A 14,227-nucleotide genomic window follows, 5' to 3' on the forward strand; every position below is an offset into this window, starting at 1 on the left:
AATGAAGTTTGTATTAGATTAAGAAAGGGTGCAGATCTATTGCGTAAACCAATTATTGCTGGAAACTGGAAGATGAATAAAACACTTTCTGAAGCGTCAAGCTTCTTAGAGGAAATTAAAAGCCTAGTCCCATCAACGGACCAGATTGATTCTGTTGTTTGTGCACCAGCTTTATATCTTCAACAACTTGTACAAGCATCTGAAGGAACTAACGTAAAAATTGGTGCTCAAAACATGCACTTTGCTGAAAACGGAGCATTTACAGGCGAAATTAGTCCGGTTGCCTTAAAAGATATCGGTGTTGAGTATGTGATTATTGGTCACTCTGAACGTCGTGAAATGTTTAATGAAACCGATGAAACTGTAAATAAAAAAGCGATTGCCGCTTTTAAACACGGCTTAACTCCAATCGTTTGTTGTGGTGAAACATTAGAACAACGCGAAAGCGGCCAAACAAATGTATTAGTCGGCAACCAAATTAAAAAAGCACTTGATGGATTAACAGAAGAGCAAGTTTCCCAAACCGTTATTGCTTACGAGCCAATCTGGGCAATCGGTACTGGTAAATCATCCTCTTCAGCAGATGCTAATGAAGTATGTGCACATATCCGTACGATTGTTGCTGAGAAGTTCTCTCAAGAAACAGCAGATGCTGTTCGCATTCAATACGGCGGTAGTGTGAAGCCAGGTAATATTAAAGAATACATGGCTCAATCAGATATTGACGGAGCATTAGTAGGCGGAGCAAGCCTGGAAGGACAATCCTTCTTGCAATTACTGGAGGCTGGAAAAAATGACTAAAGCACCTGTTGCTATAATCATCTTAGATGGTCTTGGATGTCGCGAAGAACGTGAAGGTAACGCAGTATTTCATGCTAAAAAACCGAATCTTGATCGGTACTGGGAACAGTATCCTCATTCGAAGTTAATTGCAAGCGGGGAAGCGGTTGGTTTACCTGAAGGACAAATGGGAAATTCCGAGGTTGGTCATTTAAATATTGGTGCCGGCCGAATTGTTTATCAAAGCCTAACACGTGTCAACCTTGCTATTCGAACAGGTGAATTTGCAGAAAATCAAACATTCCTTGATGCAATGGAACATGCTAAGAAAAACGGAACAAACCTTCATTTATTCGGTCTTCTATCTGATGGCGGTGTTCATAGCCATATTGAACATCTGTATGCTCTATTGAAGCTGGCAGCAAAAGAAGGCTTAAAGAATGTTTTCGTTCACGGATTCTTAGATGGACGCGATGTGAGTCCTCAATCAGCAAAGGGTTATATTGAGGAAGCTGAAGCAAAAATGAAGGAAATCGGCGTAGGCCAGTTTGCAACCATTTCAGGCCGCTATTATTCAATGGATCGCGATAAACGCTGGGAACGGGTAGAGAAATCTTACCGTGCAATGGTTTATGGTGAAGGACCTGGATATACAAGCGCAGCAGAATGTGTAGCCGATTCATATAATCACGGGATCTTTGACGAATTCGTTATTCCTTCCGTTATTACAGGAAAAGACGAAAAACCTGTTGCGACGATTACTGACAACGATTCTGTTATTTTTTATAACTTCAGACCGGACCGGGCTATTCAAATCTCTAACACATTTACCAATAAAGACTTCCGTTCATTCGATCGTGGACCAGGACACCCAAATCATCTTCACTTTGTCTGCCTGACTCACTTCTCGGAAACAGTAGATGGGTATGTTGCATTTGAACCAGCTAACTTGGATAACACCATTGGCGAGGTACTTTCGCAAAATAACTTAACACAATTACGTATTGCTGAAACGGAAAAGTATCCTCATGTTACCTTCTTTATGAGTGGTGGACGTGAAGATAAATTCCCTGGTGAAGAGCGGATTTTAATCAACTCGCCTAAAGTGGCAACGTATGATCTTCAGCCAGAAATGAGTGCATACGAACTTACAGATGCACTGTTAGATCAAATCGAAAATGATCGTTTTGATGCCATTCTGCTGAATTTTGCTAACCCAGATATGGTTGGTCACTCAGGCATGCTTGAGCCGACAATCAAAGCCATTGAAACCGTTGATGAATGCTTAGGCAGAATCGTGGATGCAATTATTGCTAAGGGTGGTACGGCTATAATTACAGCTGATCATGGGAATGCTGATGAAGTTGTTACACTTGAAGGAAACCCAATGACAGCTCATACAACGAACCCTGTTCCTGTCATTGTTACCAAGAATGGTGTAACATTAAGAGCAGATGGTATTCTTGGAGATTTAGCTCCTACTATGCTTGATTTATTAAACGTTGAAAAACCTATTGAAATGACAGGAACATCTTTAATTAAAAAATAAAAGCTACAGGAAAAAGGAGAGTTTTAAATGCCTTATATTCAACATGTTTATGCACGTGAAGTACTTGATTCCCGCGGAAATCCAACAGTAGAAGTAGAAGTAATGACAGAATCAGGCTATTTTGGCCGCTCAATCGTTCCATCTGGCGCATCTACAGGTGAACATGAAGCAGTTGAACTTCGTGATGGCGACAAATCACGTTACCTAGGTAAAGGAGTTCAAAAAGCAGTTGATAACGTAAATGAAATCATTGCTAAAGCTGTTCTTGGTATCGATGTTACAGATCAAGTTGGTATTGACCGTACGTTGATCGAATTAGATGGTACAGAAAACAAAGGTAAATTAGGAGCTAACGCTATTCTAGGCGTATCTATGGCTTGTGCACATGCTGGTGCTGAAGCAGTCGGCCTTCCATTATACCGTTACATTGGTGGAGTAAATGCAAAAACACTTCCAACACCAATGATGAACATCATTAATGGTGGATCACATGCTGATAACAACGTAGACTTCCAAGAATTCATGATTCTTCCTGTTGGAGCTCCATCGTTTAAAGAAGCACTTCGTATGGGTGCAGAAGTATTCCATGCACTTAAATCAGTTCTTTCAGGTAAAGGCTTAAACACTGCTGTAGGTGATGAAGGTGGATTCGCTCCAAACCTTGGTTCTAACCGTGAAGCATTAGAAGTTATTATCGAAGCAATCAAAAAAGCTGGATACAAGCCTGGTGAAGATGTTCTTCTTGGAATGGACGTTGCTTCTTCTGAATTCTATAACAAAGAAACAGGCAAATATGATCTTGCAGGCGAAGGAAAAATGGGCGTAACTTCAGAAGAATTAGTAACTTTCTATGAAGAGCTTGTTAACGAATTCCCAATCATCTCTATTGAAGATGGATTAGATGAAAACGACTGGGAAGGTCACAAATTATTGACTGACCGTATTGGTAATAAAGTACAATTAGTCGGTGATGATTTATTCGTAACTAACACTAAGAAATTAGCTGAAGGTATCGAAAAAGGAATCGCTAACTCAATCTTAATCAAAGTTAACCAAATCGGTACACTTACTGAAACTCTTGATGCAATTGAAATGGCTAAACGTGCTGGATACACAGCTGTAATCTCTCACCGTTCTGGTGAAACAGAAGATGCAACAATTGCTGATATCGCAGTTGCTACAAACGCTGGCCAAATCAAAACAGGTTCGCTTTCTCGTACTGACCGTATTGCTAAATACAACCAACTTCTTCGCATTGAAGACGAGCTTGGAGAATTAGCAAAATACGAAGGAATCAAATCTTTCTATAACCTTAAAAAATAATTCTGTTTCGACAGTAAATGTGTAAACCAAAACCTCTTATCGATTAGTGATCATGTCACTAATCGATAGAGGTTTTTTTGTGCGTTAGGGAAGAATGAAAAGATGTTAGGGGAGAATGATGTTCAGTTTGGGCCGAATCTAAGGCAATTTGGGCCGAATAAAGGTTGAAAACGGCCGAATGTAAGTCGGGTAGAGCTTAATTTGACTGGATCATGACGAACTCATATAGATAACAAGCCAAAAGGATTTAATTTTATCAAAAAAGAGTCGCTAAAAAAGCAAAAAAGCAAATCCAGCTAAACAAAAAAGGAAAAGATACACTATTTTCGCAAGAGCTCAACCCCTGAACTTACGATGCGTTCTTAATTTGTAGTAAGCAGTGCAGGGGAGATAAAAATAGTAATAGAACAAATAGATAAGAGGGTGCTGGATGACATATTAGGCTGAGGGGAGAATGAAATCGCAGCAGGGCAGAATTAACTTCAGTTAGGGAAGAATGATGTCGCGTTAGGGAAGAATTAACTAACCGCAGTTTGGGCCGAATAAAGGTTGGAAACGGCCGAATGTAAGCCGGATAGAGCTTAATTTGACTGAATCATGACGAACTCATATAGATAACAAGCCAAAAGGATTTGGTTTTATCAAAAAAAGAGTCGCTAAAAAAGCAAAAAAGCAAAGCCAGTAAACAAAAAAGGAAAAGATACACTATTTTCACAAGAGCCCAACCCATGAACTTACGATGGGTTCATAATTTATGTAGTAAGTAGTGCAGCGGTTTAGAGGGGAGAATGAAATCACAGCAGGGCCGAATTAACTTCAGTTTGGGCCGAATCAACGGCAGTTTGGGCCGAATAAAGTTTGAAAACGGCCGAATGTAAGCCGGGTAGAGCTTAATTAGACCGAACCATGACGAATTCATATAGATAACAAGCCAAAAGGATTTGGTTTTATCAAAAAAGAGTCGCTAAAAGGAAAAAAGTGAACCCAGCTAAACCAAAAGATACACTATTTTCACAAGAGCCCAACCCATGAACTTACGATGCGTTCTTAGTTTATGTAGTAAATAGTGCAGCAGGGAAGAATTAACTTCAGTTTGGGCCAAATCAACCTTAGTTTTGCCGAATCTGAGCCTGGACTCTCACAAGTGCAGAGGTCTTAGCCAAGTTTCAAGTATAGAATGTTTGATGAAGATTTCATTTTAAAGCTAGAGGTTTTTCGTTATAGATGACGAGAGACAAATTACGATATACAATACCTACAGGTAGTAAATTATATTAATTAGGATGTGCATATAGATGAGAACCATAACAGCTGAGGAAGTAGCAGGGGGTAAAGCAGTTAAATACATTGATGTATTTGGACTGCAAGATAATATATCATTAAAGAGTGAGTTCGAAGAGAAGACATTTTGGATTTATGATTTCTATTGTATGCATCCAACTTGTAATTGTAATAATGTGTATCTGAAATTTATCAATAAAGATGATAAAGCTGAGTTCGGTGTTAGATATACGTTTAGCACGAATCAATTCATCGTAGAAGATAGTACTTTATCGAAAAAGGAAGCAAGAGACATTGCAGAAGATACGTTAAACAATAGCAGCCAAGCGATCGAATTGTTTAAACAACGCTATTTGCAAATGAAACAAGAAGGCTCCGCCATTCTTGTGAAAGCTGAAAAGAAACAGAAGCCTATACAAGTAAAAGAATTAATTGGAAGAAATGATCCGTGTACATGCGGCTCAGGGAAGAAGTATAAAAAGTGCTGCGGTGCAGCTTTATAACTGCCAAAGACCCCTCTTTATAAGAATAAGAGGGGTCTTTACGGACTACTGTTTCACTACAAGTGTCTGACTGTATTCTTCTAATGTAAGGTCTTGTTCAGTGATTTCTTGTGCAATGGCAGTACCTACATAGCGTAGATGCCATGGTTCGTATTTATAACCGGTGATATCTTCTTTGCCTTCTGGATAACGAATGATGAAACCATACTCAGCTGCATGCTGTGCAAGCCAAGCAGCTTCTTTTGTATCACCGAAGCAATCCTCTGCCGCGCAGGAGCCATCACTAGCGGTCACATCGATAGCCAAGCCTGTTTCGTGCTCACTTGTACCGGGAACAGCACAATAGCTCAGAGCTGCCTCGAGACCGTCCCTATCAACATAGTAGTTAAAAAGTGATTCTTGGGTAGCATGAGATCGGTAAGCAGAAACACCTGCTAGGCCTAACCCTTCGTTGGTTGCAGCTGTGAATAAACGCTCAATTGCGGATGCTGCAACTGTTTTAAGCATTCTTTTTTCAATTTTCTCTTCAAATGTAAATGGGATAGATGGATAGACTAAATCATCCGTTTGGTAATCTTGCGGCAGATTATTTTCTTTATTTACGAGTACTGCACTTTCTTCCGTGTTTTTCTCTACTTTTACAGTTTCTTTATGTTCATTTACTTTCACTTTTCCTTCTTCACTGTCATTTATCGAACAGCCAGAGGCTAAAAAGATAGAAGATAGCAGCACGATGCTAAGTCGAGCAGAAGACATTGTTATTTCCTCCAATAACCATATTTATTGCCTGCAATTTTATATTGCAATAATAAACAAGCCGTATGAATTATATAACAAGCCTTTCCATATTACTAACATCGTAAACCGTAAATAAATACCATTATCTAGAGATATACTCTCGGCTAAGTTCACGTTGATATTTATCTAAAAAAAGTCCAAGCCAGACGATCATTAAAATAAATGGATAATCGTGTCTGATAACAGTGTCGAGTGCTTTTTCTGACCAAAAGTGTTCAAAAAATGCAGAGGCTGAATAAAGAATTAGCGTTTGTCTTAGGACGAGGATGTGCAGGGAGATCCACAATATCGTCAGCGTATTTGTCCCAAAGCCAATTATCGCAGCACTTAGACTCACTGTTATCGCAATCAGAGCAATAAAAAAGGATGAGGCGCCTGAATGGAAATAATCCGTACTGCCTGTTGATAACGCATTATATATAATGGAAGTGAAGAAAATCGTGGTGCATAGATAAGCGAGAAACAATAACGTGCGGCTGCCCTTATACTTGGCGACTAATAATAAAAGTGGAGAAAGAATAATTAACAAACTATTGATAAGGTCCGTTTCCATGAAAACCATCGAGTAGATGGCCGTCACTGATAAGATAATGGTTAGGATATCTATAGAACGAAGAATATTCTGAAACATTTTGATATCACTTCTTTCTTTATAATAGTTTATCGATATAACAAGGCCATATTTTGCAATTTCTAACAAATCTAAGATTGTTCCAGAAGCAAGAATGTGGTACAGTAAAAGTAATGTTTATCGGGTTTTAGGAGGTGGATGTATATGCATACTTTATTAGTAACTCTTTTAGTTATTGTTTCAATTGGGCTTATTCTCTGCGTTCTTTTACAATCCGGAAAAAGTGCAGGTTTATCAGGAGCTATTGCTGGTGGTGCTGAACAATTATTTGGAAAACAAAAGGCTCGCGGACTTGACTTAGTTCTTCATCGGATGACTATCGTATTATCTGTATTGTTCTTTATTTTAACATTATCCGTTACTTATTTCGGCTTATAATTGTAAAGATTCAAAAAGTCTGGCTTAGCTGCTGGGCTTTTTTTTAGTTGTTTTTGGTACCAGATCCTTCTTTTATGTCAAAAAAATAGCAAGGTGACTGTTTATCTGATTTAATAGAAGAGGATACTAAATACGAATAAGTGTTAGTTATGTATATACTTAGCTATAACCTAGTTTCTTCTTAATCAAACGTTTGATTAATTTTATTGGAGGACGGTTATAATTGTGATGTGAATAAAGGAGAGTTTCTAGATGAAAATTAAGCTTCCAAAGCCTTTTACCTTTGAAGGCGGGAATCGGGCAGTCTTAATGCTGCATGGGTTTACGGGAAATTCAAGCGATGTCAGGATGCTGGGTAGATTTCTCGAAGGAAAAGGGTATACTTGTCATGCACCCCACTATTCTGGTCATGGAGTTCCCCCAGAAGAGCTGGTTAAAACAGGTCCTGTAGACTGGTGGAAAGATGTCATGACTGCTTATGATTATTTACGTTCGATGGGTCATAATGAAATAGCTGTCGTCGGCCTGTCATTAGGTGGGGTATTTTCACTTAAATTAGGTTACACTGTACCTGTAAAGGGTATTGTACCAATGTGTGCGCCTATGTATATTAAAAGTGAAGAAACGATGTATCAAGGAGTTCTTACATATGCTAAGGAGTATAAAAGACGCGAAGGTAAAACAGCAGAAGAAATAGAACATGAAATGACAAGCTTTGCGAAAACTCCAATGAATACATTAAAAGAGCTTCAAAAGATGATCGCCGATGTTCGGGAACATGTTGACCATATCTACGCACCGGTGTTTGTTGTGCAGGGGCGGCATGATCAAATGATTAATACGGACAGTGCCAACATCATTTTTAATGAAGTAGAATCAGAAGATAAGCATTTGAAATGGTACGAGGAATCAGGTCATGTTATCACTCTCGATCAAGAGAAGGAACAGCTTCATGAAGACGTTTATCAGTTTTTAGAAAGCTTGGATTGGTCTGATTAACCCTTCGTTAATTTTATAAAAAAAGAAATACACCCATAAAGGAGGGTTTTTTAGATGGAAGATAAAATACGCTATTTTAACGATAAGCTTCTTTCTTATATGAAAGATGAAGCCTATAAACCGTTAACTGTTCAAGAGCTCGAGGAAGCACTTGGGATTGAAGATTCATTAGATTTCAAGGATTTTGTCAAAGCACTTGTGAAAATGGAAGAAAAGGGAAGCGTGATTCGAACACGGAATAACCGTTATGGACTGCCGCAAAAAATGAATCTCATCCGAGGTAAGCTTTCAGGGCACCCTAAGGGCTTTGCATTTGTAACGCCTGATGAGCCGGCTGGTGTGGATGATATTTTTATTCCCCCTAATGAAACAAAAAATGCTATGCACGGAGATATTGTTCTTGTGAGAGTCTCTTCAGAAAGTTCGGGCTCACGCAGAGAAGGTTCTGTTGAAAAGATTATTGATCGTGGAATTAAAGAAGTTGTGGGTACGTATTCTGAAAGTAAAAATTTTGGATTTGTAATTCCAGATGATAAGAAAATAGCCAACGATATTTTCATTCCGAAAAATGTGTCTCGTGGAGCTGTAGAGGGACATAAGGTTGTTGTAAGATTGACCTCCTATCCAGAAGGACGGACAAGCGCTGAAGGAGAAGTTTTACAAATTCTTGGTCATAAAAATGATCCAGGTGTTGATATTCTATCCGTTATTCATAAGCATGGTCTGCCAATGGAGTTTCCAGAGGATGTACTTAACCAAGCAAATGAAGTGCCTGATACGATTGAGGAAAGCGATATCGGTAATCGACGTGATCTTCGCGGAGAAACACTCGTCACTATTGATGGTGCGGATGCGAAAGATCTAGATGATGCAGTTACCGTTACTAAGCTTGACAATGGCAATTATAAGCTGGGCGTTCATATTGCGGACGTCAGCCATTATGTAACAGAAAACTCACCACTTGACCGTGAAGCGTTCGAACGGGCAACGAGTGTGTATTTAGTTGACCGAGTAATTCCGATGATTCCTCATCGCTTATCCAATGGTATTTGTTCGTTAAATCCACAGGTTGACCGGTTTACCCTTTCATGTGAGATGGAGTTTGATGCAAAAGGGAAAGTGGTTAATCATGATATCTTTGAAAGTGTGATTCGAACAACTGAGAGAATGACATATAATGATGTTAAAAAAATTCTTGTCGACAAAGATGAAGAATTATTAGAACGTTACGAACCGCTTGTCCCAATGTTCCAGCAAATGGAGGAGCTCGCTGCCATTCTGCGTATGAAACGGATGGAACGCGGTGCAATTGATTTTGACTTTAAAGAAGCGAAAATTCTGGTTGATGACGAAGGTCACCCAACAGAAGTAGTTGTTCGTGAACGTTCAGTTGCTGAACGCTTGATTGAAGAATTTATGCTGGCTGCCAATGAAACAGTGGCGGAACATTTCTTCCGTCTTAAGGTGCCATTCCTTTACCGTATTCATGAGGATCCTAAAGAAGAAAAACTGCAGCGATTCTTCGATTTTATTACGAATTTTGGATATGTAATCAGAGGATCAGCCAGCTCGATTCAACCGAAAGCTTTACAGCAGATTATTGAAGCGGTTGCTGGGAAACCAGAAGAGATGGTTATTTCAACGGTTATGCTTCGATCCATGCAGCAAGCAAAATACGATCCGGAAAGCCTAGGACACTTTGGTTTATCAACGGAATTTTATACACATTTCACTTCGCCTATTCGCCGGTATCCGGATTTAATTGTCCACCGTTTGATTCGGACGTATTTGATTGAAGGAAACCAAAGTGAAGCGACTAAAGCAAAATGGGACGCAATGCTTCCTGAAATAGCTGATCATACGTCTAAACGTGAACGTCGTGCTGTTGATGCTGAACGTGAAACAGATGATCTGAAAAAAGCAGAGTACATGCTTGATAAGATTGGTGAAGAGTTTGACGGTATTATTGGTTCTGTTACCAATTTTGGAATGTTTGTTGAGCTTCCAAATACCATTGAAGGATTGGTTCATGTCAGTGCGATGACAGATGACTATTACCGATTTGATGAACGTCAGCTTGCCATGATAGGTGAACGGACCGGTAAAGTATTTAGAATCGGTGACGAAATCTCAATCCGCGTAGCTAATGTGAATAAAGAAGAACGTGCTGTTGACTTCGAAATTTTAGGAATGGTCAATAGTCGACCGCGTACCTCTGGAAGTAAGCAGATTTTCAAGGCTAATCCTGATGGCACGAATAGACGCCGCAAGGATAGTGGTGGAAGCAGTGATCGAAAAGGAAGCGGAAACGGTCAAGGAAGCGGACGTAACGCTAAAAATGGAGCTAAGTCTTCTGATAAGCCGCGGAAAAACAAAAAGTATTATGAAAATGCACCCGCAGCGAAGCGGAAAAGAAAACCTAAAAAGAGATAAAATAGTGATAGAGTCCGTTTAGGGCTCTATCCTATTAGTTAAAAAGGGGAGAGTAAGATGCCAAAGGGATCCGGAAAGCAATTGGCTCAAAATAAAAAAGCCTTTCATGACTTTGCGATTGAAGAAACCTACGAAGCAGGAATTGTATTGGTGGGAACAGAAATCAAAGCCATCCGAGCAGGAAAGGTAAATCTTAAAGACTCTTTTGCTCGTATTGAAGATGGTGAACTACAGCTGCATAATATGCACATCAGTCCATATGATCAAGGAAATCAATTTAATCATGATCCATTACGGACGAGGAAATTACTTTTGCACCGTAAAGAAATTAATAAGCTGATAGGTGATACAAAAGAAACCGGGTATACCATTGTACCGCTGAAAATGTATTTGAAAAATGGTTTTGCTAAAGTATTAATCGGCCTTGGTAAAGGGAAGAAACAATACGATAAACGTGATGACCTCAGAAAGAAAGAAGCAAAACGTGATATCGAGCGGGCCTTCCGTGATCGTCAAAAGGAATAGATTACCTGAGCGATAAGATTGATTTTCCTGCGAATGCTGGTATAATAAATAATGTACCACTGACAATTGAATATCAGCATCAAAGCTGATCTATTCATTTCTCGTACGCTCCATTTATATTCTGGGGACGCTACGGATTCGACAGGGATAGTTCGAGCTTAGGTTGCGAGTCGAGGGGATCGGCCTCGTTAAAACGTCAAAGCCTATAACTGGCAAACAAAACAACAACCTAGCTTTCGCTGCGTAACAACAGCCGATAGCTGTTCCTCCCTCCATAGCCCACGTGGTAGGGTAAGGGACTCACTCTAGTGGGATACGCCGGAATCCACCGTCTGAGGATGAAGGAAGAGACCAATCAGACTAGCTATCCTGCCGCCTGTCGATAGGCTAATGGGTTTGCGAAACGCGAATATGTCGACTACACTCGTAGAAGCTTAAGTGCCGATATGTCTGGACGCGGGTTCGACTCCCGCCGTCTCCATTACCATTAACCGCCTAAGGCGGAGATATAATTTGTGATTTAAAGCATAATTTCGCCTTCTGGGCGTTTTTATGCTTTTTTTATTTGAGCGGATATATGCTTTAAAAGTTCCTCGTTTTCTTTGAGTTATATTTATGGGAAATTAGTATTTATAGACATTGTGGTGTGATGCACTTGAATGATTGAATGAATGGCACTGATTTTAAATGAATGCTGTTTTCGTAAACTTTGTTGTTTAAATGATATGAGTAGAAAGGATGTATCCTACGTTTAATAACCACTTATATATTGTTGTCTTAGGATAATAAACTGTCTTTCCAATTTTCCCAATATAAATATTGTTTTCAATACCCCTCCTTTCGATTGAAGGAGGGATTTCGTTAGTTATCGGCTGAACAAGACCTTTATAACCATGATATTATTTCTGGGATGCTGTCTTCGCAGAATGATTTATAGCTTGTGATGGATAGATTAGATATAGTAGCAGAAAAAGAAACGTGTACAGGCCCATTCTCCATTCGGATCATGGGTCTTAAGGAACTTATGGGTTACCTTAAGAGAAGCCTTTTAGCCTTAAGGCTAACCGATAAGTTGAATTATGTTAACAAGACGGTCATTTTGCCCTCTCTTCCACTAACGGGGCAGATTAGTTGAAGTAGTGATAAAATAAAGGAGAAATTAGTTAAAATGAAAGAAGTGAAGGTTTTGATTAAATATAAATGCCTCCATCATGTAAGTCTTACTGTGACAAATTTGGTAAGAGCAAAAGAATTCTATGGTAAAACTTTATGTTTAAAAGAAATACAGCGTCCTGATTTTGATTTTCCAGGTGCCTGGTATGAAATAGAGGGACATCAACTTCACTTGATAGTCGATCCCTCATCACAGACGATTCGTAAGGATAAAAGCTTATCCAGCAGAGAAGGTCACTTTGCCCTTAGAGTCGAGAACTACTATGACACTCTTAATTGGTTAAAACAGAATGAAGTTGAAATCCTTGAAAAACCATACGGAAAAAGTGGATTCGCACAAATTTTCTGTGCCGACCCAGATGGTAATTTGATTGAACTAAATGTTAATCAAAAAGATCTATAAGTAGGCAAAGATAAAGGCTGCCATTACTGGCTCTTTTCTTATTGAAGTAACGGGGCAGGATTGTTGAACAAGGAATTAATGTTTTCAATGTTGAATTATAAATAAATTAAGATCAAGGGGGAATTAAAATGGATAAGGAAAAGCAATTAGTTATTCCTTTAGAGGGATTAATAAAATTAAAAGATAATTTAATTTTATTATTTTTTAAATATAAATTTGTAATTTACCCCGTAGCTATAGTTGGTTTTCTATATTTTCTTATAGAAAACAATGATTTATATTCTTTTGTTATTGCTTTTAAAATTCTCACTACCTATATTTTACCTTGGGGCATTTTCTTTTGTTTAATTCAAATAATGCGAAAAATAAAATAATCTTTGTTGAACTACCATGAAAGTACAAAACAGTGAAAATCTAAAAATGACAATACTAAAGTAGACCCAGCAATTTATATTTTTTAAAACTGAGCCATAAATTAAACCTCATGTCGCCAATATCAGTATGACCACAAAAACCCTACTTTCATTCTCTGTGGTGCAGCAACTATTTTTCAGCTGCATGGATGGCTAACGGGGCAGGTTAGATCAACAAGCGTAGTGTATACGAACTGTGCATATTTATATTTATTAACTTATCGATTTTCTCTCTTTCAAAAGTTGAATAAAAAGCACTTTCTATTCACTTTTCTAGAAATATAATTAAACAGAAGGGAGGCAATAAGAATGAAACATAATTCTATGCACCAATGGCATAAAGAGCATAATAAACGGGTAGCAGAATTTCACCAAAAACACGCTACTCAAGTAGCTAATGGAGAAAACGGAAACGGTTGGTTAGCCAAGCTCGAAACGTCATTTTTTAATAAAGTACTTGTTCCTCTTAAAGTTGTGAAATAACATCTTTTTTTCTACTCCTGCTCTTTGAGGAACAGTTATTTTTTGATTTTATATAAATACTTTGTGACACAGTATGTGTCAACTCTGCTATAAGTCGTATAGAACTACCATGAAAATAAGTTTCCTCTAAATTGGAAAAAGGCAATACTTAAAAAGACCCTCCTCAATCGTCAAAAAAAAGAGGAGAGCGTTAAATTAAAAGCCTATGGATTGGGTTGACTGGATTAAGGTCAGAATCAGTATTGACACTTCCTAACCATTTTCATTCTCTGTGGTGAATCGCTGATCTGTGCGATTCATGGATGGCTAACGGGGGCTTTAGCTGAAGATCGGAGCTGTCATTAAGGCAGCTTTTTCTTTATGCAACTATCGGGGCAGGTTAGTTGAAGAAACAAATGGATATATATATTAAACTATTAATAGAGGCGGTAGGTGTAGACTTAAAATAAAGTAGTACCGTTTAAAAAATTTGATGAAGTTGTGTCAGACTCTATTTCATTCGGCACGGTAAACGAGGCATATAGTGAATATTGTGTTGGTAACAAGATAACAGAA

At 38.6% G+C, this 14,227-nt stretch carries 13 protein-coding genes and 1 other RNA gene; 12 read left to right on the forward strand and 2 right to left on the reverse strand.

What is annotated here, in order from left to right; translation table 11 throughout:
• Positions 1 to 39 precede the first annotated feature (39 nt).
• The 4 genes from tpiA to WYK_RS26395 all read left to right on the forward strand — a co-directional run bounded on the left by tpiA (position 40) and on the right by WYK_RS26395 (position 5,436).
• On the forward strand, positions 40 to 801 hold the full coding sequence (gene tpiA, locus WYK_RS17915) for a triose-phosphate isomerase (RefSeq protein WP_040375829.1): 762 nt from the start codon (positions 40 to 42) through the stop codon (positions 799 to 801).
• Entirely contained in the window at positions 794 to 2,329 is a 1,536-nt protein-coding gene (gene gpmI / locus WYK_RS17920; protein ID WP_040375830.1) for a 2,3-bisphosphoglycerate-independent phosphoglycerate mutase, read from the forward strand. The genes tpiA and gpmI overlap by 8 nt, the downstream gene beginning before the upstream one ends.
• Positions 2,330 to 2,356: 27 nt before the next feature.
• Positions 2,357 to 3,652 carry a phosphopyruvate hydratase gene (gene eno, locus WYK_RS17925; protein ID WP_040375831.1) on the forward strand — a complete coding sequence of 432 codons (1,296 nt, stop codon included), beginning with the start codon at positions 2,357 to 2,359 and terminating at the stop codon, positions 3,650 to 3,652.
• A gap of 1,295 nt (positions 3,653 to 4,947) precedes the next feature.
• Positions 4,948 to 5,436: an SEC-C metal-binding domain-containing protein gene (locus WYK_RS26395; protein ID WP_040375832.1), complete on the forward strand. Its 489-nt coding sequence runs from the start codon at positions 4,948 to 4,950 to the stop codon at positions 5,434 to 5,436.
• A 45-nt stretch (positions 5,437 to 5,481) separates the two neighbouring features.
• Here WYK_RS26395 and WYK_RS17935 read toward each other — a convergent pair whose 3' ends face one another.
• Together WYK_RS17935 and WYK_RS17940 are read right to left on the reverse strand one after the other, a co-directional pair.
• Entirely contained in the window at positions 5,482 to 6,192 is a 711-nt protein-coding gene (locus tag WYK_RS17935) for a M15 family metallopeptidase (protein WP_081704950.1), read from the reverse strand.
• Between the two features lie 124 nt (positions 6,193 to 6,316).
• Positions 6,317 to 6,865 (reverse strand): hypothetical protein, encoded by a 549-nt coding sequence (locus WYK_RS17940; protein ID WP_152526502.1) that lies wholly within the window; start codon positions 6,863 to 6,865, stop codon positions 6,317 to 6,319.
• 144 nt (positions 6,866 to 7,009) lie between these two features.
• Here WYK_RS17940 and secG point away from each other — a divergent pair, with 144 nt between their 5' ends.
• From secG to WYK_RS25160, 8 genes are all read left to right on the forward strand, one after another.
• On the forward strand, positions 7,010 to 7,243 hold the full coding sequence (secG, locus tag WYK_RS17945) for a preprotein translocase subunit SecG (protein WP_040375834.1): 234 nt from the start codon (positions 7,010 to 7,012) through the stop codon (positions 7,241 to 7,243).
• Between the two features lie 252 nt (positions 7,244 to 7,495).
• Positions 7,496 to 8,242, forward strand: coding sequence for an alpha/beta hydrolase (locus WYK_RS17950; RefSeq protein ID WP_040375835.1), 747 nt, complete (start codon positions 7,496 to 7,498; stop codon positions 8,240 to 8,242).
• Positions 8,243 to 8,296: 54 nt separating this feature from the next.
• Entirely contained in the window at positions 8,297 to 10,675 is a 2,379-nt protein-coding gene (rnr, locus tag WYK_RS17955) for a ribonuclease R (protein WP_040375836.1), read from the forward strand.
• A gap of 57 nt (positions 10,676 to 10,732) precedes the next feature.
• Complete coding sequence (gene smpB, locus WYK_RS17960) at positions 10,733 to 11,200, forward strand: SsrA-binding protein SmpB (RefSeq protein WP_040375837.1); 468 nt, start codon at positions 10,733 to 10,735, stop codon at positions 11,198 to 11,200.
• Between the two features lie 123 nt (positions 11,201 to 11,323).
• Positions 11,324 to 11,684, forward strand: a transfer-messenger RNA (tmRNA) gene (ssrA, locus tag WYK_RS24150).
• A gap of 702 nt (positions 11,685 to 12,386) precedes the next feature.
• Entirely contained in the window at positions 12,387 to 12,776 is a 390-nt protein-coding gene (locus tag WYK_RS17965; protein ID WP_040375908.1) for a VOC family protein, read from the forward strand.
• A 128-nt stretch (positions 12,777 to 12,904) separates the two neighbouring features.
• Entirely contained in the window at positions 12,905 to 13,150 is a 246-nt protein-coding gene (locus WYK_RS17970) for a hypothetical protein (RefSeq protein ID WP_040375838.1), read from the forward strand.
• 348 nt (positions 13,151 to 13,498) lie between these two features.
• Positions 13,499 to 13,672, forward strand: a complete 174-nt coding sequence (locus WYK_RS25160) for a hypothetical protein (protein WP_169732069.1) — start codon at positions 13,499 to 13,501, stop codon at positions 13,670 to 13,672.
• The last annotated feature ends 555 nt before the right edge of the window (positions 13,673 to 14,227 follow it).

Source organism: Peribacillus psychrosaccharolyticus ATCC 23296 (assembly GCF_000305495.1).
In the GTDB taxonomy this organism is placed as follows: domain Bacteria; phylum Bacillota; class Bacilli; order Bacillales; family DSM-1321; genus Peribacillus; species Peribacillus psychrosaccharolyticus.